This is a genomic window from Pelagibacterium mangrovi, from assembly GCF_036662815.1.
GTDB classification, from domain to species: Bacteria; Pseudomonadota; Alphaproteobacteria; order Rhizobiales; family Devosiaceae; genus Pelagibacterium; species Pelagibacterium mangrovi.
The window spans coordinates 187,068-211,818 of the sequence record NZ_JBAFXA010000001.1 but is presented as its reverse complement, the minus strand read 5'-3'; the positions used below and the strand labels follow the sequence as shown (position 1 = coordinate 211,818).

Genomic DNA, 24,751 nt, shown 5'->3' with positions numbered 1-24,751 from the left:
AGACCGGGCGCGATGGCCCGGTCCTTTTAATTTTCGTTTTCGCCTGAAAGGCTCACTCGGCGGCCGCTTCGCGTCCCGCGGTGAGGAAGGCAGGCAGCTCGGGAGCCGGGCCGTCATCCTCGCTATCGGTCTTCTTGCGACGCGGACGGCGGACGCGCTTGGGCGCCTCATCCTCGGCGGCCGCTTCGGCAGCGGGGGTCGGGGCGGCTTCAGCCTGCGGCTCGGTGCCGGTGGCCGCTTCCGCGCTCTCCTCGATCCGCTCGCGGCGCGGACGGCGCTGGCGCCGCTGACGCGGCTGTTCTTCGCCCTCGGCTACCGCTTCCTGCGCCTCGGGGGCACGCTCGGACGGCTCGGCCGCGCCATTGGCGACGGTAGCCTCTTCGTCCTCGTCCTCATCGGCGGTGGTGTCGATCGTCTGATCCTGGCGCGGCTGGTACTGGGCCTGCGCGGCAAGGATGATGCGGAAATAGTGCTCGGCGTGCTGGAGATAATTCTCCGCCATCACATTGTCGCCGACGGAGGTCGCGTCACGGGCGAGCTGGACGTATTTCTCGGCGATATGGGCCGCGTTGCCGCGAATCTTCACGTCAGGGCCGTTGCTCTCGTAATTGCGTGACAGCGGATTGCCGCCGCCACCGCCGCCGCGGCGCTGGTTATTGTTGTTCCGGCCGCGCGAACGCTGCTTGTTGTTCTGCTGGTTTGGTCTCATCTGCTCGCTTCAACACGTTCCGTGAAGGTATGCGCTTCGGATTTCTCCGCCCCTTCGGGGACAATCGAAATCCTTCTTTCTGTGTGCAGGCCCGAACCGGAAAACCGATTTCGACTTTTCCTGGACCTGCCTCCCGGGGGCCTGCCGCAACGTCGAGTACGGCGGGCGCAGGGCACGGCGGACACGGAACCCATAGGCCCCGCGCTATGCCGATCGCTCTCTCTGGTTGCCCCAAAAAGGCTGCGTGATCTCCAACCCTATCCAAAGCTGATGCCGACCTTAAGGGAGGTCGGTTCCGCTGCCGGCTATTATCTGCCGCCAATGTCAGGGTGGGGTTCACCGCGATGCCCAAGCACCGCGTCAGCACCGGCAACCTAACCGCATATCCTTCGGTTTCCAAGAAAAATATTGGCCTGCTGCAAATTGGGACGGACGTTGTGTCATTTCTGCGCCCGGGCGGTGACCATCCGGTCGTGGCCTGCAAGGTCTCTGGCAATGGATATGGACGAAAACCCTGCTTCCTGCAGCAGCGCCCCTACCATGTGGCCCTGCGTAAAACCGATTTCAAGGGCGAGCAAACCATCTTCGAGAAGATGGGCGCGCGCGCTGCGGGCGATGACCCGATAGGGGTCGAGCCCATCGACGCCGCCATCAAGCGCCGCCATGGGATCGAACCGGCGCACGCCCGGCTCGAGGGTGTCGATGGCGGCGCTCTCGATATAGGGCGGATTGGAGACGATGAGATCGAATGATTCGCCCGCAACGGGCGCAAACCAGTCGCCCCGGCGGGCTTCGAACCGGCCCGAGACACCCAGGGCTTGTGCGTTGGCGCGGGCCTGATCGAGGGCATCGCCCGAGATGTCCACGCCGATGCCGTGTGCATCGGGCAGATTGGCCAGGAGGGAAAGAATGATGCAGCCGGTGCCGGTGCCCAGATCGAGGATACGCGGACTGGCGACGTCGGCCAGCGCCTCGACCCCGAAATCCACCAGCATCTCGGTTTCCGGCCGGGGGATCAGGGTTGCCGCGTTGAGGGCGAAGGGCAGACCGTAAAATTCCTGCACGCCCAGAATGCGCGCCACAGGCTCCCCGCCAAGGCGGCGCTTAGCCAGATCTTCGAGGGATGCAAGCATCTCTGGCGAGAACGCTTCGGTTTCGCGCGCAATGAGGCCCGTTTCATCGAGGCCGAGAACATGGCGGACCAACAACCGCGCATCGAGCGCCGCCGTCGGCACATCCGCCGAAGCCAGCCGGTCGCGCAGCCTGCGCCAGCTTTGCCCGATCGTGAGAGTCAATTGGCCATGTCCTTACCCAAAAAAGCCGCGATCGCGGCACAAACTCCATCCCGCCCATACGAAGGTTTTAAAAATGACCCGGCCTTCAGCATCTCTACCCGTTGCATCTCATTGGCATGTGGCGCTTTGGGCGACGCTTGCTGCGATTCTCGCCTTGCCGTTGCTCGCCATGCAATTCACTGACGAAGTCGTCTGGACCGCGTCCGATTTCCTGGCCGCGGGCATCCTGCTCGGCGCGCTGGGGCTGGCATTCGAGATCGCCATGCGCATGAAGGCGGGCACCTTGATCAGGGCCGGATTTGCCGCCTTGGCGCTTCTGATCGTCCTCACGGTCTGGGCCGAGCTCGCCGTGGGGATATTCTAACTCAGCCCCCCTGCTCCATCGCCGCCAGTTGCGCCGCCTGATTCTCGGTGATCAGCGCATCGATCACCTCGCCCAAGGCTTCCCCGGTGATGATCTGGGGAAGTTTATAGAGCGTCAGATTGATCCGGTGATCGGTGACCCTCCCTTGCGGGAAATTATAGGTCCTGATCCGTTCGGACCGATCGCCCGAGCCCACCTGGCTCTTGCGGTTTTCAGCCCGTTCGGAAGACGCCTTTTGCTGCTGCTCGTCGAAAAGCCGGGCGCGCAGCACCTTCATGGCATTGGCGCGGTTCTGGTGCTGGGATTTTTCCGCCGATGTGACGATGATGCCGGTGGGGATGTGGGTGATGCGCACCGCCGAATCGGTGGTGTTGACGTGCTGGCCGCCCGCGCCCGAGGCGCGCATCGTATCGATCCTGATGTCCTCGGGGCGGATATCGATATCGATATCCTCGACCTCGGGCAGAACGGCGACGGTGGCCGCCGAGGTATGGATGCGCCCCGAGCCTTCCGTTTCGGGCACGCGCTGCACGCGATGGACGCCCGATTCATATTTGAGTTTGGCGAAAACGCCCGCCCCCGAAACATTGGCGATGATTTCCTTGTAGCCCCCCGCGTCGCCCTCGGAGACTTCCATCACCGCAACCTTCCACCCCTGGCTTTCGGCGTAGCGCTGGTACATGCGGAACAGATCGCCGGCAAAAAGCGCCGCCTCGTCGCCGCCGGTTCCGGCGCGCACTTCAAGGATGGCGCTCTTTTCGTCGGCGGCATCCTTGGGCAGCAGCAGGATGCGGATGTCCTGGACCAGCGCCTCGATCTTTTCCTTGAGCTCGCCCATCTCCTCATAGGCGAGCTCGGCCATTTCCTTGTCGCCCGATTTCACCAATTCCTCGGCACCGGCCAGATCGGAAAGCGCCGTGCGATAGGCCCTAACCTTTGCGACCATGGGCGAAAGTTCGGCATATTCCTTGGAGAACTCGACATATTTGTCGGGATCGGGGTTGGCGCTCATCGCATGTTCGATGGAATCGAAACGGCGTTCGAGGGCGTCGAGCTTGTCTTGGGGCAATCCTGCCATGGTCATAGATCCGGAAAAGGCGCGTGAGGTCCCCTAGACGGGGATGGAATGGCGTTCAGCAAATTCGATCAGCAACTCACGGGCCGAGCCATCCGTATCGCCATTGTCGAGATAATCGCTCATTTCGGCCTTGAGCGCCGCAAGGTCAAGTCCGAGGATCATTTCCTTGATCGGGCCGACCGAGGATGCGCCCATGGAAAGCCGCGTCATGCCGATCGAAAGCAGCGCCATGGCCTCGATGGCGCGCCCGGCCAGCTCCCCGCACATGGTGACGGGCTTGTTGTATTTGCCGGCCGCGTCGACGATGAGCTTGAGCGCCCGCAGCCGCGGCCGGGCGATGGCGTCGTAATTGCGCGCCACGCGCGGATTGGCCCGGTCGGCGGCGGTGAGGAACTGGATCAGATCGTTGGAGCCGATGGAGATGAAATCGGTCTCGGGCAGCAGCCGGTCGAGTTCGAACAACAGCGAGGGAACCTCGATCATCGCCCCGATCTCGAGCGTTTCGGGTTTGGGAAAGCCCAGGCGCGGCAATCTCTCGATCTCGCGCAGGATGAAGCGCTTGACCTTGAGGAATTCGATGGTCTCGGTGACCATGGGAACCAGGAGCCGCAGCGCCTTGCCATTGGTCGCCTGCAAAAGGGCGCGCACCTGGGTGCGCAGCAGGGCGGGCCGATCGAGCGCCAGACGCAGCGAGCGCCAGCCCATGGCCGGGTTTTCCTCGGCCATCGAGCGCATATAGGGCACGACCTTGTCGCCACCGATATCGAGCAGGCGGAAGACGATGGGCCGCTCGCCCACCAGCCGCATGGCTTCCGAATAGAGCTCGACCTGATCCTTGACGCGCGGCATCTTGCTCGCGATCATGAATTGCAGCTCGGTGCGGAACAGGCCTACGCCCTCCGCGCCGGTTTCCTCCAGCATCGGCATGTCGGCCAGAAGCCCCGAATTGTGCAGGAGCGTGATGTGCACGTCATCGCGCGTGTCGGCTGGGGTATCCTTGAGCGCCGCGTAATGGGCGCGCCGTTTGGCCGAGAGGCGGACCTTGTCGATATAGGTCGCCTCGATATCGGGCGTGGGGCGCAGATGCACGGCGCCGGTGAACCCGTCGACGATGATGTCGTCGCCATCCTCGCCCATCGAAACGACGTTTTCGGCCTGCCCTACGGCGACCAGCCCCACCGAGCGCGCGACGATCGCCACATGCGCTGTGGCCGCCCCTTCTTCGAGGACGACAGCGCGCAGCTTGGTCCTGTCATATTCGAGCAGTTCGGCCGGGCCCATATTGCGCGCCACCAGAACCGCGTTGTCGGGCAAATCCTTGCCCGAAACCGATCCATTGGCGGTGAGGATGCGCAGCAGGCGGTTGGCCAGATCGTCGAGGTCGTGCAGCCTTTCGCGGATATAGGGATCGGTCTGGCGCAGCATGCGGGCGCGGGTATCGTTCTGCACCCGCTCGACGGCCGCTTCTGCGGTGAGCCCTGAATCGATGGCTTCCTCGATGCGCCGCACCCAGCCCCGGTCATGGGCGAACATCCTGTAGCTTTCGAGGATTTCGCGGTGATCGGACGGGATCTGCATGTCGCCGGTGTTGAGCATGTCGTCGATCGAAACGCGCATGGTTTCGAGCGCGGCTTCAAGCCGTTCCTTTTCGGCATCGGTGTCATCGGCAACGAAATTGGCCACGACGACACGCGGATCGTGCAGCACCACCTGACCGAGCGCGATGCCTTCGGAAAAGCCCACGCCCTCGAACATGCGCGGGCGGCGCAGGTCGATATCGGAACCGGGTTTGACCAGCGCGTCGAAATCGGCGGTGGAAATCATTTCGGCCAGCAGCGTCGCTGTGGTGAGCAGCGCCTCGGTTTCGTCCTCGCCATAGACCCGCCGCTCGGAATTCTGCACGACGAGAACGCCCAACGTCTGGCCGGCGCGCAAAACCGGCACGCCCAGGAACGAAAAGAACGGGTCTTCCCCGGTTTCCGGGCGATAGACGAACGAAGGGTGCTCGGGCGCGTTCTGAAGGCTGAGGGGTTCGGCTTCGGCGGCGATCAGGCCCACCAGACCCTCACCCAGGCGCAGGGTGGTGATGTGGACGGCGTCTCGCCGCAGGCCATGGGTGGCGAAAAGTTCGAGCGCACCGTCGTCGCGCAGGACATAGAACGAGCAGACGTCCGCCCGCATGTTGTCGGCGATCAGATCGACGATCTTGTCGAGACGGTCCTGGCTGGCCAACGGCTCGGCCATGGTCTCGCGCAACTGGCGCAGAAGAATACGCGGTCCGCCAATTGCTGTCGCCATCACCATTTCGCCCGGCGGGTATCCCGCCCTGTGGATTGTCCAACCCCCGAGGAGTCAGCCGGAGCGTTCCGGCTAGTCCTCGGTCCTGTCCAATCCGTAATAGGTATGCAGAGCCCGAACTGCAAGCTCCGCATATTCCTCATCGATAAGCACTGAGGTCTTGATTTCGGACGTGGTGATCAACTGAATGTTGATTCCCTTTTCCGAAAGCGCCCGGAACATGGAGGCCGCAACGCCCGCGTGGCTGCGCATGCCCACGCCCACCACGGAAATCTTGGCGCCGCCCTTGGAGCCCGAAATCGACTCATATTCCAGCTCGGGCGTGCTTTTGAGCACCTTGAGCGCCTTGTCGAATTCGCTGTCGGGAATGGTGAAGGTGATGTCGGTGGTCTGGCCGTCTTCCGAAATGTTCTGGACGATCATGTCGACGACGATCCGCGCATCGGCGAGCGGGCCGAACACCGAGGCGGCGACGCCCGGCTTGTCCTTGACCTTGCGCAGGGTGATCTTGCCCTCGGCTCGCGCAAGGGTCACGCCCGAAACGATCTGCTTTTCCATGATCTCATCCTCATCGCACACAAGAGTGCCCGTCTGCCCCCATTCGCTGCCCGGGGCGTTGCCGGCAGTGGGGTCTTCAAAGCTCGAACGCACCACGAGGCGCACGCCCTGCGCCATGGCCAGCTCGACCGACCGCGTCTGGAGCACCTTGGCGCCCAGCGACGCCATTTCGAGCATTTCCTCGAAACTCACCCGCTCGAGGCGCCGGGCTTTGGGCGCGATGCGCGGATCGGTGGTGTAGACGCCATCGACGTCGGTATAGATATCGCAGCGGTCGGCCTTGACCGCAGCCGCCACGGCCACCGCCGAGGTATCGGACCCGCCGCGCCCCAGCGTCGTGATGCGGTTCTTGTCGGAAATGCCCTGGAAGCCGGTGACCACGGGCACCCAGCCCGAGCTCATCCGCTCGTCGAGATTGGTCGGATCGATATCGACGATCCGCGCCGAACCATGGGCGTCGTCGGTCCTGATCGGCACCTGCCAGCCCGCATAAGACCGCGACTGGACGCCCAATTCGGAAAGGACGATGGCCATCAGGCCGGCGGTGACCTGTTCGCCGGAAGCCACTACCGCATCGTATTCGCGCGCGTCGTGCATGGGCGCCGCTTCCGTGCACCAGCCGACCAGTTCGTTGGTCTTGCCCGACATGGCCGAAACCACGACAGCAACCTCGTGGCCGGCATCGACCTCGCGCTTGACGTGCCGGGCCGCCTGCCGAATGCGGTCGACATTGGCGACGGACGTGCCGCCGAACTTCATCACAATACGCGCCATGACTTTAAAGCCCAGACCAAAACCATTATCGAACCGTAACGCGCCGTACGGCCGTGGCGCGGTGAGTACGACAAAGCGGGCCCTTTAGCAATACGGATCGCTTGACTCGCGAGCCATCCGGGGCCAGGTCTGAACCCAAGTGAAAGGACGGCCCATGAGCACCATCAGCCCCGACGAGATCGACCGGTTTCACAAGATGGCCGAGGACTGGTGGGACCCCAAGGGCAAATTCCGGCCCCTTCACAAGTTCAATCCGGTGCGCCTCTCCTACATCCGCGAGCACGTGCTGGCCCATTTCGGCCGCGACGGCAATGCGATGCGCCCGTTCGAGGGTCTGCGGTTGCTCGATATCGGCTGCGGCGGGGGCCTGTTGTGCGAACCCATGGCGCGGCTGGGCGCGACCGTGGTGGGCGCCGACGCGGGGGAAAAGAACGTCAAGATCGCGGCGCTCCATGCCGAGCAATCCGGGCTCGATATCGACTATCGCGCGACGACCTCCGAGGCGCTGGCCGAGGCGGGGGAACAATTCGACGTCGTGCTCAACATGGAAGTGGTCGAGCACGTCGCCGACGTGCCGCTTTATCTCGAAAGCTGCTGCAGGCTGGTGAGGCCAGGCGGGCTGATGTTCGTCGCAACCATCAACCGTACCGCGCGCGCCTACGCGCTGGCCATAGTGGGCGCCGAGCGGGTGCTGGGCTGGCTGCCCAAGGGCACCCATCAATACGAAAAACTGGTGACCCCCGAGGAAATCATTTCGATCACCGGGCGGAACGGGATGAAAGTGATCGACAAGACGGGCGTGTCGTTCAACCCACTCAGGAACGAATGGGGCAAGAGCCGCGACATGGCGGTCAACTACATGCTGCTGCTGGAGAAGCCCGAGGCCTAATTGTGCTCGTCGGGCAGATTGGGCAGGGGCATGAATTCGATGCCCTCGTCGATCAGGCTCGAAACCTCGTCGCGGGTCGCTTCGCCATAGATGCCGCGCGCCTCGGTTTCCTCGTAATGGATTTTCCGGGCTTCCTCGGCGAATTTATCGCCCACGTAATCGGCCTCGGCGGTCATCTTCCGGCGCAGCGCGCGCATGGCTTCAAGGAATTTGGCGTGGTCGGGATGGCCCGAGGACAGCGAAACCGTGTCGCCTCCGGTCGAAACCGCTGGCGCCATCAGGGCCTTTTCGATCCTGTGCGAATTGCACACCGGGCAGGTGAGAATGCCCCGCGCCGCCTGATCGTCATAGGCGTCGGCGTTGCGGAACCATGCGTCGAACCTGTGATGGGCTTCGCAGGTGAGCGTATATTGGATCACCCTTCAATCCTCGCTGGCAGTTCAAAATCGCGCCCATTGGCGAGCGCGGGCACCCTTTGGCGCGCCGTCTCGACCACGTCAAGGTCCAGAGTGGCGAGCACGATGCCGGGACGGTCGTCTTCCATTTCGGCGATCACCTCGCCCCAGGGGGCCACAATGAGCGAATGGCCGTAGGTTTTCCGGCCGTTCTGGTGCTCGCCGCCCTGGGCGGCGGCCAGGATATAGCAGCCCGTTTCAATGGCCCGGGCGCGCAGCAGCACATGCCAATGGGCCTTGCCCGTCGGGACGGTGAAGGCCGCCGGCACCGCGATCACCTGCGCTCCCCCTTGCGCGAGCGCGCGATAGAGGGCGGCAAAGCGCATGTCGTAGCAGATCGAAAAACCCAGCCTGAACGCGCCGATATCGGCGATGACGGCCTGGCCGCCACCGGCATAGGTCGCGCTCTCGCGATAGGCGTCGATGCCCGGCAGGTCCGCGTCGAACAGATGGATCTTGTCGTAGGTCGCAACGATCTCCCCGCGGGGATCGAAAAGAACCGAGCGATTGGCGAACCGGCCGTCGCCGAGCGCGATGGCCAGCGAGCCGATATGGAGAAAAACGCCGTTCTCACGCGCGATGTCGGACAGGTGCACGATGGCCGAATTGTCTGCCCACGGGCCGGCACGTTCGGCGAGCCCGGCGCGGTTTTCGGCAAAGACCACGCTCATCTCCGGCGTCAGCACGTAGGATGCCCCCGCCTTGCCCGCCTCCTGAACGCGGCGGGCGATCTCGGCCAGATTGTCATCGGCGTGAAGCCCCGAATTCATCTGGACCAGCGCGACTGTTACCTCCCGGCTCACGCGGCGCTCTCGAGCAGGGAATCGAGCTTGCCCTGGCGCTCGAGGGCCGCCAGATCGTCATATCCACCCACATGGGTTTCCCCGACGAAAATCTGCGGCACGGTGCGGCGCCCATGGGCGCGCTGGGTCATGGCCGCGCGCAACTCGGGATCGAGAACTGTGATCTCTTCATAGGCGACACCCTTGTCGTCAAGCAGCGACTTGGCGGCGTGGCAATAGGGACATGTGGGGGTCGTATAAATCTCGACCTTCGACATTTTTTAAAACTCCAATTCTCGCCGCGCTTCTTGCCCGAAGCGCTTCCTATACTGTCATATCGGCATCGAACACAACGCGGGCAAAGCTGAGCACATCGACGCGGGCGACGCCGGCCCGTTTGAGCACCTTGGCCGCGGCCGAAACCGTCGCCCCGGTGGTGAGCACGTCGTCGATGAGCACAACGCGCCGCCCACCCAGACGATCCAGCCGCTTGAGATCGACCCTGAAAGCGCCTTCGACATTGCGGGCGCGCTGTGCCGCCTTCAAGCCGACCTGCTGGATGGTGCGCCGATGCCTGACAATCAGATCGTTATCGACGCCACATTTTGCAAGCCGGGCGATGGCCCGCGCCAGTTCGGCCGATTGATTGTAGCGCCGCTCGAACTGACGCGCTCGATGCAGGGGAATCGGCACCAGCACCGCATCGGGTCCCAGAAGTTGGTGCCCGGCGGCCGCCATCATGCGGGCGCAAAACAGCGCGACCTCCGGGCGGTCGGAATATTTCATTGTCGAGACCAGCTTGCGCGACAGATCGGTATAGGCCACCGCCGAACGCGCCCGATCGAAAGGCGGCGGATTGGCGATGGCCTGCACCGAAACCGCGCCCTCGCCCATATCCGAGGCGAAGGGTAGGCCCAGGACGGGACAGAGCGGGGCCGAAATCGGCACGAGCTGACCCCAGCATGCGGGGCAAAGCCCGTCAGGGGTGGCCACCGCGTCCGAACAGGCAAGGCAGACCGGAGGGAAGGCCGTATCGAGCACGAGGGCGCCAAGCCCGCCGATCACGGCACGCGCGCCCTTCCAACCCTTTTTGACAAGCCCCGAGTCCCTCTCCATAAGAACCGATCATTGCACGGCCCGCCCCGGCGCGCCATATGGGGCCCACCATGACCCAGCCACCCCTCGTCTTCGACCGCCAGCGGCTTTCGGCCAATATCGCACGCCGCAATGGCGCTTCCGATTTCGTGACCGATCTGGTGGTTGCCGATCTCGCCGACCGGCTGGCCCCCGTGACCCGCGATTTTTCCAGGGCACTGAACATGGGACCCGACCCACGGCTTTTGCCGCGCGCGGCCCGTTCGGCCAATGGAAGGGTGGATTTCGAAACGGTTTCGACAATGATCCAAGTCGAGGGGTTCGCGACTGTCGATCCCGAACACCTCGCCCTTCCGGGGTCCGGTTACGATCTCATCGTCTCGCTTCTCGACCTCCAGACCGTCAATGACGTTCCCGGTTTTCTCGCCAGCCTGCGCCGCCATCTCGCCCCCGACGGGCTGCTGATCGCGGCGCTGGTGGGCGGAAAAAGCCTCACGGAACTGCGCGACGCTTTTCTCGCGGCCGACGTGGAAATTCTGGGTGGCGTGGCTCCGCGCGTGGCTCCCATGATCGACGTGCGCGACGCCGGAGCCCTGCTGCAGCGGGCCGGTTTCGCCCTGCCCGTGACCGATCTGGAAACCCACACGGTGCGCTACAAATCCCCGCTCGCGCTGTTTGACGAATTGCGCGCCATGGGCGCCACCAATCCATTGCTCCAGCGCGACCGGCGCTCGATGACCCCGCGACATCTGATGCGCGCCGCCGAGATTTATGCCGAGCGTTTTTCCGATCCCGATGGCAGGGCGCGCGCCACGCTGGAAATCCTCTGGCTCTCCGGCTGGGCACCGCATGAAAACCAGCAAAAACCGCTGCGTCCGGGCTCGGCGACGACCAGCCTGCGCGACGTGCTAGGGGACAAATCGAACTGATCGGCTCGCTTTCCGATCGCGCACTTAAAGCGGCCAGAACACCATGATCGCGGGCACCGCGACGATCACCACGATGATTTCCAGCGGCAGGCCGAGCCGGACATAATCGGCGAAACGATAACCGCCCGGCCCCATGATCAACGCGCTGTTCTGGTGCCCGATGGGCGTGAGGAACGCGCAGCTCGCGCCGATGCACACGGCCATGAGGAAGCTGTCGGGATTGACCTCCAGCAATTGGGCGAGGGCCAAAGCCAGCGGCGCGGCGATGACCGCCGTTGCCGCGTTGTTGAGAATGTCCGAGAGCAGCATGGTGACGATCAGCACGGCGGCCAGCGCGACCCACCCGGGCATGTACTGGCCGACCGATGCGAGATTTTCGGCAAGAAGCGCGGTAGCGCCAGAGGTTTCGAGCGCCGCCCCCACCGGCAGCAAGGCGCCCAGCAGCACGATGACCGGCCATTCCACCGCATCGTAAATGTCGCGCACCGGCAGGATATCGAACAGCACATAGAGGATGCACACGGCCGCCAGTGCAACGGGAAGCGGCATAAGCCCGAACGCACTGGACAGCACAGCGCCTGCAAACAGGCCCGCAGCCAGAAGTCCCTTTTCGTGGTGAACGATCGATACCGAAGAAGCCATGGGCAAAAGGCCCAGCCGCGCTACGCCATCTTCCATGGTTTCGGCCCGTCCGAGCAGCAGCAGTACGTCTCCCACCTGAAGGGTCGTGCGCCGCACGCGCTCGGTGAGGACCCGTCCGCTCCGCGAGATGCCGAGCAGCGAAAGCCCCTGCCCGCGCAGCATGCGGATATTGTTGGCTGTACGGCCCACCAGTCGGCTGTCGGCGGCAACGATCGCTTCCATCATTTCGAGATCCGAGCTCAGTTCCACCCCCTCGCCGGATTTACCCTGATGGTCGAGCCCAAGGGCTCCGGCCAACGCACTCAGCGCATCGGGCGTGCCATAGACGACGAGCAGGTCACCATCCTTGATGGTGATCGCCCGCGCCCGGCCAGCCATACGCCTGTTGCGGCGGACGAGGCCTGCGATCACGCAGTCATGCTCGTCGGCGAGCTCGTCGAGGTCGCGCACCTTCTGACCGATGGCCTTGGACCGTTCGGTCACCACCAGTTCGGCCGTATAAGTGCCCGAGGCGCGCAGTTCCGCCGCCGCACCCTGCTTGCCGCCCCTGCTGGGCAGAAGCCGCCAGCCCACGAGCGAAATGAACGCTATTCCCGCGATGGCGACCAAGAGCCCCACCGGCGCGAAATCGAACATCCTATAGCCTTCGCCCAGCGCGTTCTCGCGATAGGTGGAGATGATGATATTGGGCGGCGTGCCGATCAATGTGACGACGCCACCCAGAATGGTCGCATACGCGAGCGGCATGAGCGAGGGGGCCGGCGACCGACCGGCCTTCTGGGCGGCCTGCAGATCGACCGGCATCAAGAGCGCGAGGGCCGCGATATTGTTCATGAAGGCCGAAAGCGCCGCCCCCAGCGCACTCAGGATCGAGATATGGGCGGAAAGGCCCCGTTCGGCGGAAATGGCATAGCGCGTCACCAGATCGACGGCCCCCGAGCGCGTCAGCCCGGCGGTGACGATCAACACCAGCGCGACGATGATCGTCGCCTGATCGCCAAAGCCGGAAAAAGCGGTATCGATAGGCACGACGCCAAGGATCACGCCCAGGATCAGGGCCGAGAAGGCAACGAGATCGTATCGCCACTTGCCCCAGAGCAGGCCGGCGAGGACCAGGACGAGCAAGACGAAAAGAACGATCTGGTCGTAAGTCAAAACTTCCCCCCTCGCGCCCATAGCCTCCCGTATGGGGCAATGGACAAGCCGATCCTACGGTTTCGATGCGGAACGCGAAAGAAATGCCGAGTGGCGGGTGAAAACGCGCACGGCCCGGCGTGGGTTCCTTAGAGCGCGGTCGGCACAAAAGAAAATCCCCGGAGCGAGCCCCGGGGATTTTGTAAACATCGCTGCTATGGGCTCAGAACGCGCCGTGGCAGTGCTTGAATTTCTTGCCCGACCCGCAGGGGCAGGGATCGTTGCGCCGGGTGTTGGCCATCTGCTCGGGCGTGAGCTGGCCCTTGCCCGGCTCGTCGCTCACTTCGTTCTCGCCGGTCGTCGGGTCGATATGGGTGGCCGTGAGCTGGCTCTGGTCGGGCTCCTGTGGCGGGGCGGGGCGCAGCTCGAAATGGCTGAGCTGGGTGGTGACCAGTTCGCGCAGATTGGTCAGAAGCTGGCTGAACAGCTCGAACGCTTCCTGCTTGTACTCATTGAGCGGATCGCGCTGGGCCAGCCCGCGCCAGCCCACGACCTTGGAGAGGTGATCGAGGGTGATCAAATGCTCGCGCCACAGCCCATCGATCGACTGCAGAACGAAACTCTTTTCGATCTGGCGCATGTTTTCAGGCCCGACCCGCGCTTCCTTGGTGGCGGCGTAGTCGTCGGCCATCTGAACCATCCGCTCGCGCAGCGTCGCGATGTCCATACCCTCTTCATCCACCCATTGGGCGAGCGGAGGTTCGATGCCGAGATAGGTCTTGGTGGCCGCGCCGAGCTGCTCGATGTTCCACTGCTCGGGATAGGAGCGGTCGGGGCACGATTTCGCGATGACGGAATCCACAACGTCGTGGCGCATGTCGGCGATGGTGTCGGTCACCGTTTCGGCGTCCATCAGCTCCTTGCGCTGTTCGAAGATCACCTTGCGCTGATCGTTCATCACGTCGTCGTATTTGAGGATGTTCTTGCGGATATCGAAATTGTGCGCCTCGACCCGCGTCTGGGCGCGCTCGATGGCCTTGGTGACCATGGCGTCCGAAATCGATTCCCCGTCCTTCAATCCCAGCGAGGTCAAGACCTTTTCCATGCGCTCGGGGAAGAACCGGCGCATCAGATCGTCCTGCAGCGAGACGAAGAATTTCGAGCGGCCGGGGTCGCCCTGACGGCCCGAACGGCCGCGGAGCTGGTTGTCGATGCGGCGGCTTTCGTGCCGCTCGGTGCCGATCACCATCAGGCCGCCGGCGGCAAGCGCCTCTTCCTTTTTCTTGGCGATATCGGCCTTGATCTCGGCGGTCTTTTTCTCAAGCGCCTCGCCCTCGAGACCCTCGGCCTCATTGGCAAGGCGCATTTCGAGATTGCCGCCGAGCTGGATGTCGGTGCCGCGCCCGGCCATGTTGGTGGCGATGGTGATCGCGCCGGGAACGCCGGCCGCGGCGATGATCTGGGCTTCCTGCTCATGGTGGCGGGCGTTGAGGACGGCGATGTCCTTGATGCCCTTCTTTTTGAGGAAATCGGCCAGCATCTCGCTGCGCTCGATGGAGGTGGTGCCCACCAGCACCGGCTGGTTGCGCTCGCGGCAGGCCACAACCTCATTGGTGATGGCTTCGAACTTCTCGTCCACCGAGCGGTAGATCTGGTCGTTCTCGTCGGCGCGCGAGATGGGCAGGTTCGTGGGAACGGTCACCACGTCCAGCCCGTAGATGTCGGCGAATTCGGCCGCCTCGGTATCCGCCGTGCCGGTCATGCCGGCCAGCTTGGTGTAGAGGCGGAAATAGTTCTGGAAGGTGATCGAGGCCAGCGTCACGTTCTCGGGCTGGATCTTGGCGTTTTCCTTGGCCTCAAGCGCCTGGTGCAGGCCCTCGGAGAACCGGCGCCCCGGCATCATGCGGCCGGTGAACTCGTCGATGATCACCACTTCGTCGTTGCGGACGATGTAGTCCTTGTCGCGATTGAAGATCTTGTGCGCCTTCAACGCGGAATTGAGGTGGTGGACGATCGAGACGTTGTCGATGTCGTAGAGCGAACCGCCCTTGATGATCTCGTCGCGCTCGAGAATTTCCTCGAGCTTTTCGATGCCCTCGTCGGTGAAGCTCGCCGCGCGGTGCTTTTCGTCGATCGTATAGTCGTCTTCGGTCAGCAGCGGGATGTATTTGTCGATGGTCTTGTAGAGTTCGGACCGGTCCTGGGACGGACCCGAGATGATCAGCGGGGTCCGCGCCTCGTCGATCAGGATCGAATCCACTTCGTCGACGATCGCGTAATTGTGTCCGCGCTGCACCATCTGAGAGCGCGTGTATTTCATGTTGTCGCGCAGATAGTCGAAGCCGAACTCGTTGTTGGTGCCATAGGTGATGTCGGCGTCGTAGGCGGCCTTGCGCTCCATGTCGTTGAGGCCGTGGACGATGACGCCGGTGGTCAGCCCCAGGAAATTGTAGAGCCGGCCCATCCACTCGCTGTCGCGGCGGGCGAGGTAATCGTTGACGGTCACCACATGGACGCCCTTTTCCTCGAGGGCGTTGAGATAGGCGGCAAGCGTCGCGACCAGCGTCTTGCCTTCACCGGTGCGCATTTCGGTGATGGCGCGCTCGTTGAGCACCATGCCGCCGATGAGCTGCACGTCGAAATGGCGCATGGCCAGCGCGCGCTTGGACCCCTCGCGCACCGTGGCGAAGGCGGGGACCAGGACATCGGCAAGTTTGCCGCCGTCGCGCAGCGTTTGCTTCAATTCCTCGGTCTTGGCGCGAAGCTGATCGTCGCTGAATTTTTCGTATTCGGCTTCGAGGGCGTTGATGGCGTCCACATTGGCCTGGTAGCGCCTAACGCGCCGATCGTTTGCCGAACCGAAAAACTTCCGGGCGAGCGCAGCAAAAGCCATGAAGAAGTATCCTTAGAACCTGTTGTATGCGCCGGTACGGGCCGAAGCGACGTCCCGGGTTCTGTCGTAAAACGCGTTGAAAGGCGGCGGCCGAAGCCATACCGCCAGGGCGCGGGAAATATGTCGGCAGGAGATGTAAGAGTGCCACCAAGGGTTGTCAACGTCGGCAAAATCCGCCAAACCAGCGCCAAAGTCCGGGCTTAACGCTACTGGCGGACAATCGGTTCGGGCGATGGGGGGCCCGATCTTTGAAAAGGAGAGTTCTCATCATGTCATTCGATCTCGCCGCTCCGGTGGCAAGCATGCTGCGCGCCGCGCTCATGCCGGCGGTGTTTGCCGCTTCGCTCGCCGCCGCCCCGGTGCTGGCCCAGACGCCCGAGGAACCCGCCCCGGCAGCCGAGGAGCAGGCACCCGCAGCAGCCGAAACTCCGGCCCCCGCCGAGGCTGCGCCAGAAGCCGCTCCCGCCCCCGAACCTGTCGATCCGGCCACCGTGCTCGCGACCGTGGGCGATGAGGAGATCACCGAAGGCGATCTCATGCTGGCCGCCGAAGAGCTGCAGGCCGAACTTCAGTCGGTGCCCGCCGACCAGCGCCGCGCCTTCCTTTTGACCGTCATGATCGACATGAAGCTGATGGCCGACGCCGCCCGCGAGGACGGCCTTGCCGATACCGAGGAGTTCGCACGCCGCCTCGCCTATCTTGAAGAACAGGCCCTGCGCCGCGAGTTCTTCAACCAGATCGTCGAGAACGAAGTGACCGAGGAGGCCATCCAGGCCGCCTATGACGAACTGGCCGCCCAGTTCACCCCCGAGCCCGAAGTGCGGGCCCGCCACATCCTCGTCGAGACCGAAGAGGAAGCCAACACGATCCGCGCCGAAATCGAAGGCGGCCGTGATTTCGCCGACGCAGCTGGCGAATACGGCACCGACGGCACCGCCTCCAATGGCGGCGACCTCGGCTTCTTTTCCACCGGCATGATGGTTCCCGAGTTCGAGCAGGCCGCTTTCGCGCTCGAAGAGGGTGAACTGAGCCAGCCGGTGCAGAGCCAGTTCGGCTGGCACCTGATCCAACTCGAAGAACGCCGCGTGTCCGAAGCGCCCCCACTTGAGCAGGTGCGTCAGCAGGTGGCCCAGCAGGTGCTCTACCAGAGGTACGAAGCAGCCATCGACGAAATCAAGGAAGGCACCGAGGTCGCGATCGACGATCCCGAACTGGCTGCCGCCGTCGAGGCCCAGGGCGGCATCTAATCTGCCTGCCGCTGCAATTTATGAACCCCGGCCCTTGGACGATGTCTAAGGGCCGGGGTTTTTATTTTCCACCGCCGCCATCACCAGGGCAACGACGGCCTCGATATCTTTTTCAGAATCGGCAAGCCTTCCGGTCAACAGCCGATGCCAGGCAAAGCCGGCGAGCAGTTCGATGACGATGGCGCCGTTGAAATCGGCGCTTACCTCGCCCCGCGCCTTCGCCCTCTCGATGATCCGTTCGGCCGATTTCCGCCGGTCGCGCTCATAGATCGAAAGCGCCTGGGCAGCGTCCGGATCAGTCTGGGCTTCAGCAATAACCGAGCGAAACACCGTGCCACACAGCCGATCGCGCCAGAAATCGAAAAGCTGGTCGGTGAGGAACGCGCGCATATCGTCCGCCAGCGTGCCGGTGTCGGGAAAGGGCCGGGCGTTCTTGAACCCCTGATAGATGTCGAGCAGTAACGCCGTCCGGCTGGGCCACCAACGATAGATGGTGGGCTTTCCGGCCCTTGCCCGCCGCGCCACCGCCTCGATGGAAAACCCCGCCAGCCCTTCCTCATCGAGTATGGCCCGCGCCGCATCGAGTATGGCCTGCTGGCTCGCTGGATTGCGCTTTGCCCCGATGGAAGCGCGCTTGACGTCCCGCGCATCCCTGCTGCTTGCCATGGCTCCAAACTCCTTCCGCTGGACCTGCCGCCAAAATCGCGTCCCGCTACCTTGCCGCATTGGTATCATGAAATTGAACGAAACGAGCCGTTCCTTAGATCTCTTCCTTCGCAACCATTGCAGTCCATTTTCCGCACCGGACTTCAGCTTGTCCGGTCAAGGGCTCGGCGATGCGTGCGCGAAACCGAGCCCGGCCCGATCCCCCGGAGCGATCACACACATCATCAAATTTTCCCGAAAAATATACTTGAACGAAACGGATCGTTTCATATATACCACCGCTCCGCTCCAAAGGGATCAAAAGATCATGACACACATTTCGACCTCCGGCATCGATACCGCCTCCGGACATGAGCCCTCCGCCACCCAGACCAGGACGCCGGCGCTGGTGCCGGCGCGCCACCGGCAGTTTCTGGTGACGCTGCTGGGCGTCTATCCCATCATCACGCTGTTGCTCTATTTCGTGCTACCGCTGACGGCGGGCTGGCAGATATGGCAGATCACGCTTATCGTTGCCCCCTTGATGGTCGCCATCATGGTGTTCTGGCTGATGCCGACCATTCAGAAACGATTGGGACGCTTCGTCCTCGTGCCGGCGAAGCGCTGAGCGCGAACGCGAGGAGACCGCCATGGCAGAGCCAGCAAGCCGCATGACCCCCATGCTGTCGGTGGCCGATATCGACAAGAGCCTGACTTTTTACCGCGACGTGCTGGGCGGGGAAATCATCTACCAGTTTCCACCCGAGGGGCCAGCGGCATTCCTCACGCTTCGTTTTGGAACCACCGAACTGGGCATGGGACAGATTTCGGGCGAACCGCTGCATGGACGCCCGCTGCGGCCCGCCACCGGCCATCGGATCGAACTGTGCATCAATGTCGCCGATACCGATGCAGCGGTGGCCGCGCTCAACGCCATCGGCGCGCCCACGGTTCTTGCGCCCACCGACCTGCCCTGGGGCGAGCGCGCCGCCTATGTGGAGGATCCCGACGGCAATCTGGTGATGCTTGCGGCGCCGGTGGGTTGAACAAGCGACAGGCCGAGAACCCATATCCCCCTTGCATGACGGCAGCGTTTTGAGGCACACGAAGGCCCGGCAAATTCACCGTTCCGAGGACGTCCCATGGCCCTGCCCGTCTCCCCCCTCGCTCCAAAATCCTATGTCGCCCCGCCCGCCATTGCGGGCGTGCGGTTTGCCACCGCCGAGGCCGGAATCCGCTACAAGGGCCGCACCGACGTACTGCTTGCCGTGTTCGACGCAGGAACCACCGTCGCCGGCGTCCTCACCCGGTCGCTCTGCCCGTCGGCCGCCATCGACTGGTGCCGGCAGAATCTGGGCCAGGGCAAGGCCCGTGCTCTTGTGGTCAATTCGGGCAATGCCAACGCCTTTACCGGCATGAAGGGCAAAAGCTCGGTTGAGCTGACCGCCGAAATCGCCGCCCGTGCCGTGGGGTGCGAAACCTCTGAAATCTTTCTCGCTTCGACCGGTGTGATCGGCGAACCGCTCGACGCCAATAAATTCGACGGCGTTCTCGAGCGCCTGGCCGGTGAGCTTACCGCCGAGCCGTGGATGGAGCCGGCCAAGGCGATCATGACCACCGATACCTTCCCCAAGCTCGCCCAGGCCAGCCTGAAGTTCGACGGCGTCTCGGTTTCCATTGCCGGCATCGCCAAGGGCTCGGGCATGATCGCCCCGGACATGGCGACCATGCTCTCGTTTATCTTCACCGACGCCCCCGTGGCCGCCCCGGTGCTCCAGGCGCTGCTCGCCCGCCACAACGCCACGAGCTTTAACGCCATCACTGTCGATAGCGACACCTCCACTTCCGACACGCTACTGGCCTTTGCCACCGGCAAGGCCGACATCGCGCCCATCGAGAGCCTCGATGACCCCCGCGCCGCTCAGTTCGGCGACGCGCTTAGGGACGTGCTGTTTAATCTCGCCATGCAGGTGGTGCGTGACGGTGAAGGGGCCACCAAATTCGTTTCCATAAACGTCGCGGGCGCCACCACCGACGAGAGCGCGGAAAAAATCGCCCGCGCCATTGCCGACAGCCCCCTGGTCAAGACCGCCATCGCCGGGGAAGACGCCAATTGGGGACGCATCGTCATGGCGGTGGGCAAGGCCGGCCAGCCAGCCGACCGCGACAGGCTCACCATCGCGTTCGGCGAGCACGTCCTGGCCCGCAATGGCGAGCGCGCGTCCGATTATTCCGAAGACGCCGCAACGGCTTATATGAAGGGCGAGGAGCTTTCGATATCGGTCGATATCGGGCTGGGGAACGGCAAGGCGACAGTTTATACCTGCGACCTTACCCATGGCTATATCGACATCAACGGCAGCTACCGGAGCTAACCGGCCCGTGCTGAGCGTATCGCGCATCGAAGCCGCCACGCTGGCCAGTTGGCCGGCGCTGGAAACGGTCACTGATGGCCAGTGGCGGGCCCGCGTCGCGGCGGGCTTTTCGGGGCGCTCCAATTCGATCTGGTGTCTCGATCCCGCCGACGACGCAGATGCGGGAACTCGCCTTGCGGCGCTGGCCCCGGCCTATGAGATTCAGGGCCTGCCCCTCCTCTTCCGGGTGACGCCGCTCACCGGCCGCAACACCTTCGCCACGCTCGAAAGCCAGGGCTGGCAAGGGATCAAGACCAGCCTCGTGCTCTCGATGGACATCGGCGAGGTCCCCGGCATCGACCCCGCCGCGACCTTTTGCGATACGGTCGATCCGAATTTTCTCGCCACCCTGGCGCGCCTGCAGGGGTTCGAGGGCAATACGCTTGAGACCTTCACCGCGATCGTTACGGCGATCGGCGTGCCCGCCTGCGGCATCGCGATCGCGGCCGAGGACGGCACCCCCGCCGCCGCGCTGATCTGCGCCCAAGTCGACGGCATCGCGATGCTTTACGATGTCATCACCGCAGACGCGTTGCGGGGCCGTGGCTTTGGCCGCCGCCTCATCGCCACGGCGCTGAGTTGGGCCGCCGAAAACGGCGCCCGGCACGCGGCGCTGCAGGTGCAGGCCGACAATTCCGTGGCCGTGGGGCTCTATCTCGCCATGGGATTTGCCTTCCGCTACCCCTACCATTACCGCCGCAAGCCGGAGACCAGCCAGCAGTGAAAATCACCCTTGTCGTCGCCTGCGCGCTGGTCGATGCCGACCGGCGCGTGCTGATCGCCCAGCGCCCTCAGGGCAAGCAGCTTGCCGGCCTTTGGGAATTTCCCGGCGGCAAGCTCGAAGAAGGGGAAACGCCCGAAGCGGCCCTGATCCGCGAGTTGAAAGAGGAATTGGGGATCGAGACAAAGGAGGCATGCCTTGCCCCGCTCGCCTTCGCCAGCCACGCCTATGAGGGCTGGCACCTTCTGATGCCGCTTTACGTGTGCAGGAAATGGCAGGGCACGCCGGTCGCCAAGGAGCACTCGGCCCTCAAATGGGTGCGCCCGCAGGCGCTGCGAGACTACCCCATGCCCCCGGCAGACGAGCCGCTCATCGCGCCCCTTTGCGACCTGCTCTGACCTCAGCCTTGCGGTGAAATCAGTTCCGGTGCCACTTCGGCCTGAGCCTGGGATTGGGCCGGCGCCAACCCGTTGAACGGGCTCATCAGCGTGCCAAAGAACCCATTGACCGCGCTGTTGAGCGCTTCGCCGCGGGCTTCCATTTCGGCCTGCGCGACGACGCGCCGTTCCTCGGCGGCGGCGGCGGCCGTTTCGGCGTCGGCGATCCGGATCATCGCGCTCTGGACCGCGGCCGCGTCGGCGGTCTGCTTGGCCATGAAGGCCGAAACGATGGTCTGGTCGGCGGTTACCGGCTGGCACTGGCCAGCCATCGATGCGGCGGCCGAGGCGGCGGAAGGCTGGCGGAAGACGTAGCGCCCGTCGCAGACGTCCCAGCTCGGGGGAACCTGGGCGACCTCGAAGAAATCATAGCCCTGCTTGAGGTTGTTCCAGAATTCGATATGCGGGCTCGACTGGTGCTTGGCGAGATTTTCAGCCGTCATGCGGAAGGGGAAAATCTGCACTTCGAACGAACGGTTGCCCGCCGAAAAAGCCTCGCGCGCCAGCGCATAGATTTCGGCGATCTGCTCGTCTTCCATGGCATAGCACCCGGCAGACGAACACGCGCCATGCACCATCAGATGGCTGCCCGTGCGCCCATGGACGCGATCGAACTTGTTGGGAAAGCCCAGGTTGAAGGCGAGGTAGTAATTCGAATTGGGATTCATCAGCCCCGGCGTGATCGTATAGAACCCTTCGGGCGCCTGTCGGTCGCCTTCGTAGAATTTGGGTCCGAGTTCGCCCGACCAGGTGCAGATCTCGTAGGATTTGAACAGCCGATAGCTTCCCGCGGCGGTCTGCTTCCAGACCTCGAGCGTGCTTTCTTCCTTGTAGATGCGCACCATCATCGCGGCCTGGGGAGAAGACCCCATGGCGGCGAGCTGGGTTTTTGCCGCGCCCGAAAGGGGAACCATGTGCCGCCCGTCGCCCTCGAGCGGCGAACATGACGCGAGCGCGACCGCGAGCAGCAGCGCGCCAACCAGACCGAAGACCCTTGCCAGCATGGAAACCCTGACCCTGACGACCGTAAACTTACCGAACATCCCCCACTTATCGCGCGTGAGGGTTAATACCCGGTAAGATTGGACGTCATTGGTCGCAGTTTTTATGCAAATTGCAACGAAAACCCGTCACGTCGGCGTGAGCGCCTGTGAATAGGTGGGGGAAATGCCGGCCCGCTAGGCCAGCGTCGTCCCGATCGCCAGGAATTTCTCGCGCCGCAGTTCGCGGATTTCCAGCGGGCCCAGATCGTCGCCATATTCGCCCAGGAACTTGGCGATCTCGGCGCGCGTATCGGCGAAGATCTTTTCGGGATTGCGGTGCGCGCCGCCCAGGGGCTCCTCGATGATTCCGTCAATCACCTTGAGGCCGAGAAGGTCCTGCGCCGTGATCTTCTGGGCCGCCGCCATGTCCTGCGCCTTGCCAGCGTCGCGGAACAGGATCGAGGCGCCCGCTTCGGGCGAAATCACCGAATAGACCGAATGCTCGAGCATGAGCACCTTGTTGGTGGCCGCAATGGCGATCGCCCCGCCCGAACCGCCCTCGCCGATGACGATCGACAGACTCGGCACCCCGATTTCGAGGCATTTTTCGGTCGAACGCGCGATGGCTTCGGCCTGTCCGCGTTCCTCGGCCCCGATGCCCGGATAGGCGCCGGCGGTGTCGACGAAAGTGATCACCGGCAGCCCGAACCGGTCCGCCATCTCCATGATGCGCACCGCCTTGCGGTAGCCTTCGGGCCGCGCCATGCCGAAATTGTGCTTGAGCCGGCTTTCGGTATCGTTGCCCTTTTCCTGCCCGATGATGGCGACCGGCACCCCGTCGATGCGACCGAACCCGGTCTGCACCGCCGGGTCTTCGGCAAATTTCCGGTCACCGGCCAAGGGCGTCCATTCGGTCACCAGCGCCTTGAGATAATTGGAGAAATGCGGGCGCTGCGGATGGCGCGCTACCTGCGTCTTCTGCCAGGGGGTGAGCCTTTTATAGACGTCGCGCAGCGCATCGTCGGCCCGCTGCTGCAGCCGGGCGACCTCGTCCCCTATGGAAACCGCCTGATCGGTCTGGGCAAGGGATTTGAGTTCGGCGATCTTGCCTTCGAGTTCGGCGACCGGCTTTTCGAAATCGAGATATGACTGCATGCGATCCGCCCGCTTTCGGGCAACCTTCTCATGTTGGAGCGTTTCCAGCAATGTGGGTCGGCTGGAGTGGGTTGCAACGCCCTATGGGTCCAAAGTGGCGGGAAAGTGTCGATTAGCCCGGCCAATGTCAAGCACCGCCCGCCAGCGGGTGGCGCTCTTCGAGCAGGCGCTTCAAATGCGCGTCGAGCACATGGGTGTAGATCTGGGTGGTCGAGATGTCCGCATGCCCCAGCAGCATCTGCACGACCCGCAGATCGGCTCCGTTCTGGAGCAGGTGCGAGGCGAAGGCATGGCGCAGGACGTGGGGGGAAACCTTGGCCACGGGCAACCCGGCCCGCCCCGCCAACCCCTTGAGATCGCGCGCGAAAACCTGCCGGGCCAGATGACCTTCGGCTCCGTTGGCGGGGAACACGAATTTGTCCCTTTCGGTCGCCGCCAGCCAGCCGATCAGCGCGTCCTTGGCCTTGTCGTTGAGCGGCACCAGCCGCTCCCGCCCGCCCTTGCCGGTGATGATCAGATGCTCGGCCTCGCGCCGCACGGCCTTGCGTTCCAGCGCCACGAGTTCGGAAACCCGCAACCCCGTGGCATAGAGCAACTCGAGCAGGACATAGAGCCGAATGTCCTTTTCCTCGCCCCCCGCCGCCTCGGTTTCGGCCAGCGCCAAAAGCCGATCGACGTCCTCGACCGAAAGCACCTTGGGCAGGGCGCGCCCCGGCTTGGGCGAGGAGACGATCCGCGTGGGGTCGTCCGTCCTGATCGCTTCTGAAACCAGAAACCTGTGCAATTGCCGCAGCGCGCTCAATCGCCGCGCCGAGGAACTGGCAGCCATTCCTTCTCCGGCGAGATGGGAAAGATAATCGGCCACATCCTCGCGCGTCGCCCCCGAGATGGCCTTGCCGCTTTGGGCGAGGAATCCGCAATAGTCCAAAAGATCGGCGCGGTAGGCTTCGATGGTGTTTTCGGCGGCCCCGCGTTCCGCGCTCATCATTTCGAGAAAGGCGTCGATCAGATGACCGTCCTTCATCGCGACGCATCCTGCAGGAAATCGCGCGTGGGCACCCGCACGCTCACCTCCCGCTCCTGGGGCTGGACCAGCACCGAAAGCGCGAACATGCCCGCATAGCCGAGCCCGGCGATAAAGGCGATGGCGACGAGCAGCCGGAACAGTGTTGGCATGAGGACCCCTGAGCTAACCTCAATGAACTTTTCCAGATTTGCGCACATGGGGCAAGCGCACGCACCTTGACACATGGC

At 63.7% G+C, this 24,751-nt stretch carries 25 protein-coding genes; 9 read left to right on the top strand and 16 right to left on the bottom strand.

Going from position 1 to position 24,751, the window contains the following annotated elements:
* Window positions 1-52: 52 nt before the first annotated feature.
* On the bottom strand, window positions 53-709 hold the full coding sequence (locus V4T21_RS01055) for a DUF4167 domain-containing protein (protein WP_332711834.1): 657 nt from the start codon (window positions 707-709) through the stop codon (window positions 53-55).
* A 440-nt stretch (window positions 710-1,149) separates the two neighbouring features.
* Window positions 1,150-2,004: a peptide chain release factor N(5)-glutamine methyltransferase gene (gene prmC, locus V4T21_RS01050; protein WP_332711831.1), complete on the bottom strand. Its 855-nt coding sequence runs from the start codon at window positions 2,002-2,004 to the stop codon at window positions 1,150-1,152.
* Window positions 2,005-2,077: 73 nt separating this feature from the next.
* Here prmC and V4T21_RS01045 point away from each other — a divergent pair, with 73 nt between their 5' ends.
* Entirely contained in the window at window positions 2,078-2,368 is a 291-nt protein-coding gene (locus V4T21_RS01045; protein WP_332711828.1) for a hypothetical protein, read from the top strand.
* 1 nt (window position 2,369) lies between these two features.
* Here V4T21_RS01045 and prfA read toward each other — a convergent pair whose 3' ends face one another.
* The 3 genes from prfA to V4T21_RS01030 form a co-directional block, all read right to left on the bottom strand.
* Window positions 2,370-3,446 (bottom strand): peptide chain release factor 1, encoded by a 1,077-nt coding sequence (prfA, locus tag V4T21_RS01040; protein ID WP_332711825.1) that lies wholly within the window; start codon window positions 3,444-3,446, stop codon window positions 2,370-2,372.
* A gap of 33 nt (window positions 3,447-3,479) precedes the next feature.
* Window positions 3,480-5,744, bottom strand: a complete 2,265-nt coding sequence (gene ptsP, locus V4T21_RS01035; RefSeq protein ID WP_332711823.1) for a phosphoenolpyruvate--protein phosphotransferase — start codon at window positions 5,742-5,744, stop codon at window positions 3,480-3,482.
* Window positions 5,745-5,816: 72 nt separating this feature from the next.
* A complete protein-coding gene (locus tag V4T21_RS01030; protein ID WP_332711821.1) occupies window positions 5,817-7,076 on the bottom strand; it encodes an aspartate kinase in 1,260 nt (419 codons plus the stop codon).
* 154 nt (window positions 7,077-7,230) lie between these two features.
* Here V4T21_RS01030 and ubiG point away from each other — a divergent pair, with 154 nt between their 5' ends.
* Window positions 7,231-7,965 carry a bifunctional 2-polyprenyl-6-hydroxyphenol methylase/3-demethylubiquinol 3-O-methyltransferase UbiG gene (ubiG, locus tag V4T21_RS01025; RefSeq protein ID WP_332711818.1) on the top strand — a complete coding sequence of 245 codons (735 nt, stop codon included), beginning with the start codon at window positions 7,231-7,233 and terminating at the stop codon, window positions 7,963-7,965.
* Here ubiG and V4T21_RS01020 read toward each other — a convergent pair.
* Genes V4T21_RS01020 through V4T21_RS01005 form a run of 4 tightly spaced genes read right to left on the bottom strand, consistent with a single transcriptional unit; the run spans window position 7,962 to window position 10,318 of the window.
* Window positions 7,962-8,384: a DUF1178 family protein gene (locus V4T21_RS01020; protein ID WP_332711815.1), complete on the bottom strand. Its 423-nt coding sequence runs from the start codon at window positions 8,382-8,384 to the stop codon at window positions 7,962-7,964. The two genes, ubiG and V4T21_RS01020, sit on opposite strands and share 4 nt — an antisense overlap.
* On the bottom strand, window positions 8,381-9,223 hold the full coding sequence (locus tag V4T21_RS01015; RefSeq protein WP_332711813.1) for a carbon-nitrogen hydrolase family protein: 843 nt from the start codon (window positions 9,221-9,223) through the stop codon (window positions 8,381-8,383). The genes V4T21_RS01020 and V4T21_RS01015 overlap by 4 nt, the downstream gene beginning before the upstream one ends.
* A complete protein-coding gene (gene grxC, locus V4T21_RS01010) occupies window positions 9,220-9,480 on the bottom strand; it encodes a glutaredoxin 3 (RefSeq protein WP_332711810.1) in 261 nt (86 codons plus the stop codon). The genes V4T21_RS01015 and grxC overlap by 4 nt, the downstream gene beginning before the upstream one ends.
* 46 nt (window positions 9,481-9,526) lie before the next feature.
* On the bottom strand, window positions 9,527-10,318 hold the full coding sequence (locus V4T21_RS01005) for a ComF family protein (RefSeq protein ID WP_332711807.1): 792 nt from the start codon (window positions 10,316-10,318) through the stop codon (window positions 9,527-9,529).
* A 50-nt stretch (window positions 10,319-10,368) separates the two neighbouring features.
* Between V4T21_RS01005 and V4T21_RS01000 the strand changes: the two genes are divergently transcribed.
* On the top strand, window positions 10,369-11,226 hold the full coding sequence (locus tag V4T21_RS01000; protein WP_332711804.1) for a methyltransferase domain-containing protein: 858 nt from the start codon (window positions 10,369-10,371) through the stop codon (window positions 11,224-11,226).
* 24 nt (window positions 11,227-11,250) lie between these two features.
* On the opposite strand, the gene V4T21_RS00995 is transcribed toward V4T21_RS01000, so the two are convergent.
* On the bottom strand, window positions 11,251-13,023 hold the full coding sequence (locus tag V4T21_RS00995; RefSeq protein WP_332711801.1) for an SLC13 family permease: 1,773 nt from the start codon (window positions 13,021-13,023) through the stop codon (window positions 11,251-11,253).
* Between the two features lie 202 nt (window positions 13,024-13,225).
* The gene (secA, locus tag V4T21_RS00990; RefSeq protein ID WP_332711799.1) at window positions 13,226-15,895 is read right to left on the bottom strand and encodes a preprotein translocase subunit SecA; all 2,670 of its coding nucleotides are present in this window, start codon (window positions 15,893-15,895) and stop codon (window positions 13,226-13,228) included.
* Window positions 15,896-16,164: 269 nt separating this feature from the next.
* Here secA and V4T21_RS00985 point away from each other — a divergent pair, with 269 nt between their 5' ends.
* Window positions 16,165-17,142, top strand: a complete 978-nt coding sequence (locus V4T21_RS00985; protein ID WP_332711796.1) for a peptidylprolyl isomerase — start codon at window positions 16,165-16,167, stop codon at window positions 17,140-17,142.
* A gap of 45 nt (window positions 17,143-17,187) precedes the next feature.
* On the opposite strand, the gene V4T21_RS00980 is transcribed toward V4T21_RS00985, so the two are convergent.
* Window positions 17,188-17,808, bottom strand: coding sequence for a TetR/AcrR family transcriptional regulator (locus V4T21_RS00980; protein ID WP_332711794.1), 621 nt, complete (start codon window positions 17,806-17,808; stop codon window positions 17,188-17,190).
* Window positions 17,809-18,115: 307 nt separating this feature from the next.
* Here V4T21_RS00980 and V4T21_RS00975 point away from each other — a divergent pair, with 307 nt between their 5' ends.
* From V4T21_RS00975 to V4T21_RS00955, 5 genes are all read left to right on the top strand, one after another.
* Entirely contained in the window at window positions 18,116-18,415 is a 300-nt protein-coding gene (locus V4T21_RS00975; RefSeq protein ID WP_332711792.1) for a putative antibiotic biosynthesis monooxygenase, read from the top strand.
* A 22-nt stretch (window positions 18,416-18,437) separates the two neighbouring features.
* Entirely contained in the window at window positions 18,438-18,833 is a 396-nt protein-coding gene (locus V4T21_RS00970; protein ID WP_332711789.1) for a VOC family protein, read from the top strand.
* A 96-nt stretch (window positions 18,834-18,929) separates the two neighbouring features.
* Window positions 18,930-20,162: a bifunctional glutamate N-acetyltransferase/amino-acid acetyltransferase ArgJ gene (gene argJ / locus V4T21_RS00965; protein WP_332711787.1), complete on the top strand. Its 1,233-nt coding sequence runs from the start codon at window positions 18,930-18,932 to the stop codon at window positions 20,160-20,162.
* Between the two features lie 7 nt (window positions 20,163-20,169).
* A complete protein-coding gene (locus V4T21_RS00960) occupies window positions 20,170-20,925 on the top strand; it encodes a GNAT family N-acetyltransferase (protein ID WP_332711785.1) in 756 nt (251 codons plus the stop codon).
* Window positions 20,922-21,320, top strand: a complete 399-nt coding sequence (locus tag V4T21_RS00955) for a (deoxy)nucleoside triphosphate pyrophosphohydrolase (protein WP_332711782.1) — start codon at window positions 20,922-20,924, stop codon at window positions 21,318-21,320. The genes V4T21_RS00960 and V4T21_RS00955 overlap by 4 nt, the downstream gene beginning before the upstream one ends.
* Window positions 21,321-21,322: 2 nt before the next feature.
* On the opposite strand, the gene V4T21_RS00950 is transcribed toward V4T21_RS00955, so the two are convergent.
* The 4 genes from V4T21_RS00950 to V4T21_RS00935 all read right to left on the bottom strand — a co-directional run bounded on the left by V4T21_RS00950 (window position 21,323) and on the right by V4T21_RS00935 (window position 24,673).
* Window positions 21,323-22,402 (bottom strand): L,D-transpeptidase family protein, encoded by a 1,080-nt coding sequence (locus V4T21_RS00950; protein ID WP_440589601.1) that lies wholly within the window; start codon window positions 22,400-22,402, stop codon window positions 21,323-21,325.
* 135 nt (window positions 22,403-22,537) lie between these two features.
* The gene (locus tag V4T21_RS00945) at window positions 22,538-23,497 is read right to left on the bottom strand and encodes an acetyl-CoA carboxylase carboxyltransferase subunit alpha (RefSeq protein ID WP_332711780.1); all 960 of its coding nucleotides are present in this window, start codon (window positions 23,495-23,497) and stop codon (window positions 22,538-22,540) included.
* Between the two features lie 127 nt (window positions 23,498-23,624).
* Entirely contained in the window at window positions 23,625-24,521 is an 897-nt protein-coding gene (locus V4T21_RS00940) for a site-specific tyrosine recombinase XerD (RefSeq protein WP_332711778.1), read from the bottom strand.
* Window positions 24,518-24,673 (bottom strand): histidine kinase, encoded by a 156-nt coding sequence (locus tag V4T21_RS00935; protein ID WP_332711775.1) that lies wholly within the window; start codon window positions 24,671-24,673, stop codon window positions 24,518-24,520. The genes V4T21_RS00940 and V4T21_RS00935 overlap by 4 nt, the downstream gene beginning before the upstream one ends.
* Window positions 24,674-24,751: the final 78 nt, after the last annotated feature.

Coding starts and splice junctions, on each gene's coding strand:
- V4T21_RS00940 (WP_332711778.1), bottom strand. CDS start 24,521: ATGAAGGACGGTCATCTGATCGACGCCTTTCTCGAAATGATGAGCGCG.
- argJ (WP_332711787.1), top strand. CDS start 18,930: ATGGCCCTGCCCGTCTCCCCCCTCGCTCCAAAATCCTATGTCGCCCCG.
- V4T21_RS00980 (WP_332711794.1), bottom strand. CDS start 17,808: ATGGCAAGCAGCAGGGATGCGCGGGACGTCAAGCGCGCTTCCATCGGG.
- ubiG (WP_332711818.1), top strand. CDS start 7,231: ATGAGCACCATCAGCCCCGACGAGATCGACCGGTTTCACAAGATGGCC.
- ptsP (WP_332711823.1), bottom strand. CDS start 5,744: ATGGCGACAGCAATTGGCGGACCGCGTATTCTTCTGCGCCAGTTGCGC.
- V4T21_RS01000 (WP_332711804.1), top strand. CDS start 10,369: ATGACCCAGCCACCCCTCGTCTTCGACCGCCAGCGGCTTTCGGCCAAT.
- V4T21_RS00935 (WP_332711775.1), bottom strand. CDS start 24,673: ATGCCAACACTGTTCCGGCTGCTCGTCGCCATCGCCTTTATCGCCGGG.
- V4T21_RS00975 (WP_332711792.1), top strand. CDS start 18,116: ATGACACACATTTCGACCTCCGGCATCGATACCGCCTCCGGACATGAG.
- V4T21_RS00950 (WP_440589601.1), bottom strand. CDS start 22,402: ATGTTCGGTAAGTTTACGGTCGTCAGGGTCAGGGTTTCCATGCTGGCA.
- grxC (WP_332711810.1), bottom strand. CDS start 9,480: ATGTCGAAGGTCGAGATTTATACGACCCCCACATGTCCCTATTGCCAC.
- V4T21_RS01055 (WP_332711834.1), bottom strand. CDS start 709: ATGAGACCAAACCAGCAGAACAACAAGCAGCGTTCGCGCGGCCGGAAC.
- V4T21_RS01045 (WP_332711828.1), top strand. CDS start 2,078: ATGACCCGGCCTTCAGCATCTCTACCCGTTGCATCTCATTGGCATGTG.
- V4T21_RS00945 (WP_332711780.1), bottom strand. CDS start 23,497: ATGCAGTCATATCTCGATTTCGAAAAGCCGGTCGCCGAACTCGAAGGC.
- prfA (WP_332711825.1), bottom strand. CDS start 3,446: ATGGCAGGATTGCCCCAAGACAAGCTCGACGCCCTCGAACGCCGTTTC.
- V4T21_RS01030 (WP_332711821.1), bottom strand. CDS start 7,076: ATGGCGCGTATTGTGATGAAGTTCGGCGGCACGTCCGTCGCCAATGTC.
- secA (WP_332711799.1), bottom strand. CDS start 15,895: ATGGCTTTTGCTGCGCTCGCCCGGAAGTTTTTCGGTTCGGCAAACGAT.
- V4T21_RS00985 (WP_332711796.1), top strand. CDS start 16,165: ATGTCATTCGATCTCGCCGCTCCGGTGGCAAGCATGCTGCGCGCCGCG.
- V4T21_RS01005 (WP_332711807.1), bottom strand. CDS start 10,318: ATGGAGAGGGACTCGGGGCTTGTCAAAAAGGGTTGGAAGGGCGCGCGT.
- V4T21_RS00970 (WP_332711789.1), top strand. CDS start 18,438: ATGGCAGAGCCAGCAAGCCGCATGACCCCCATGCTGTCGGTGGCCGAT.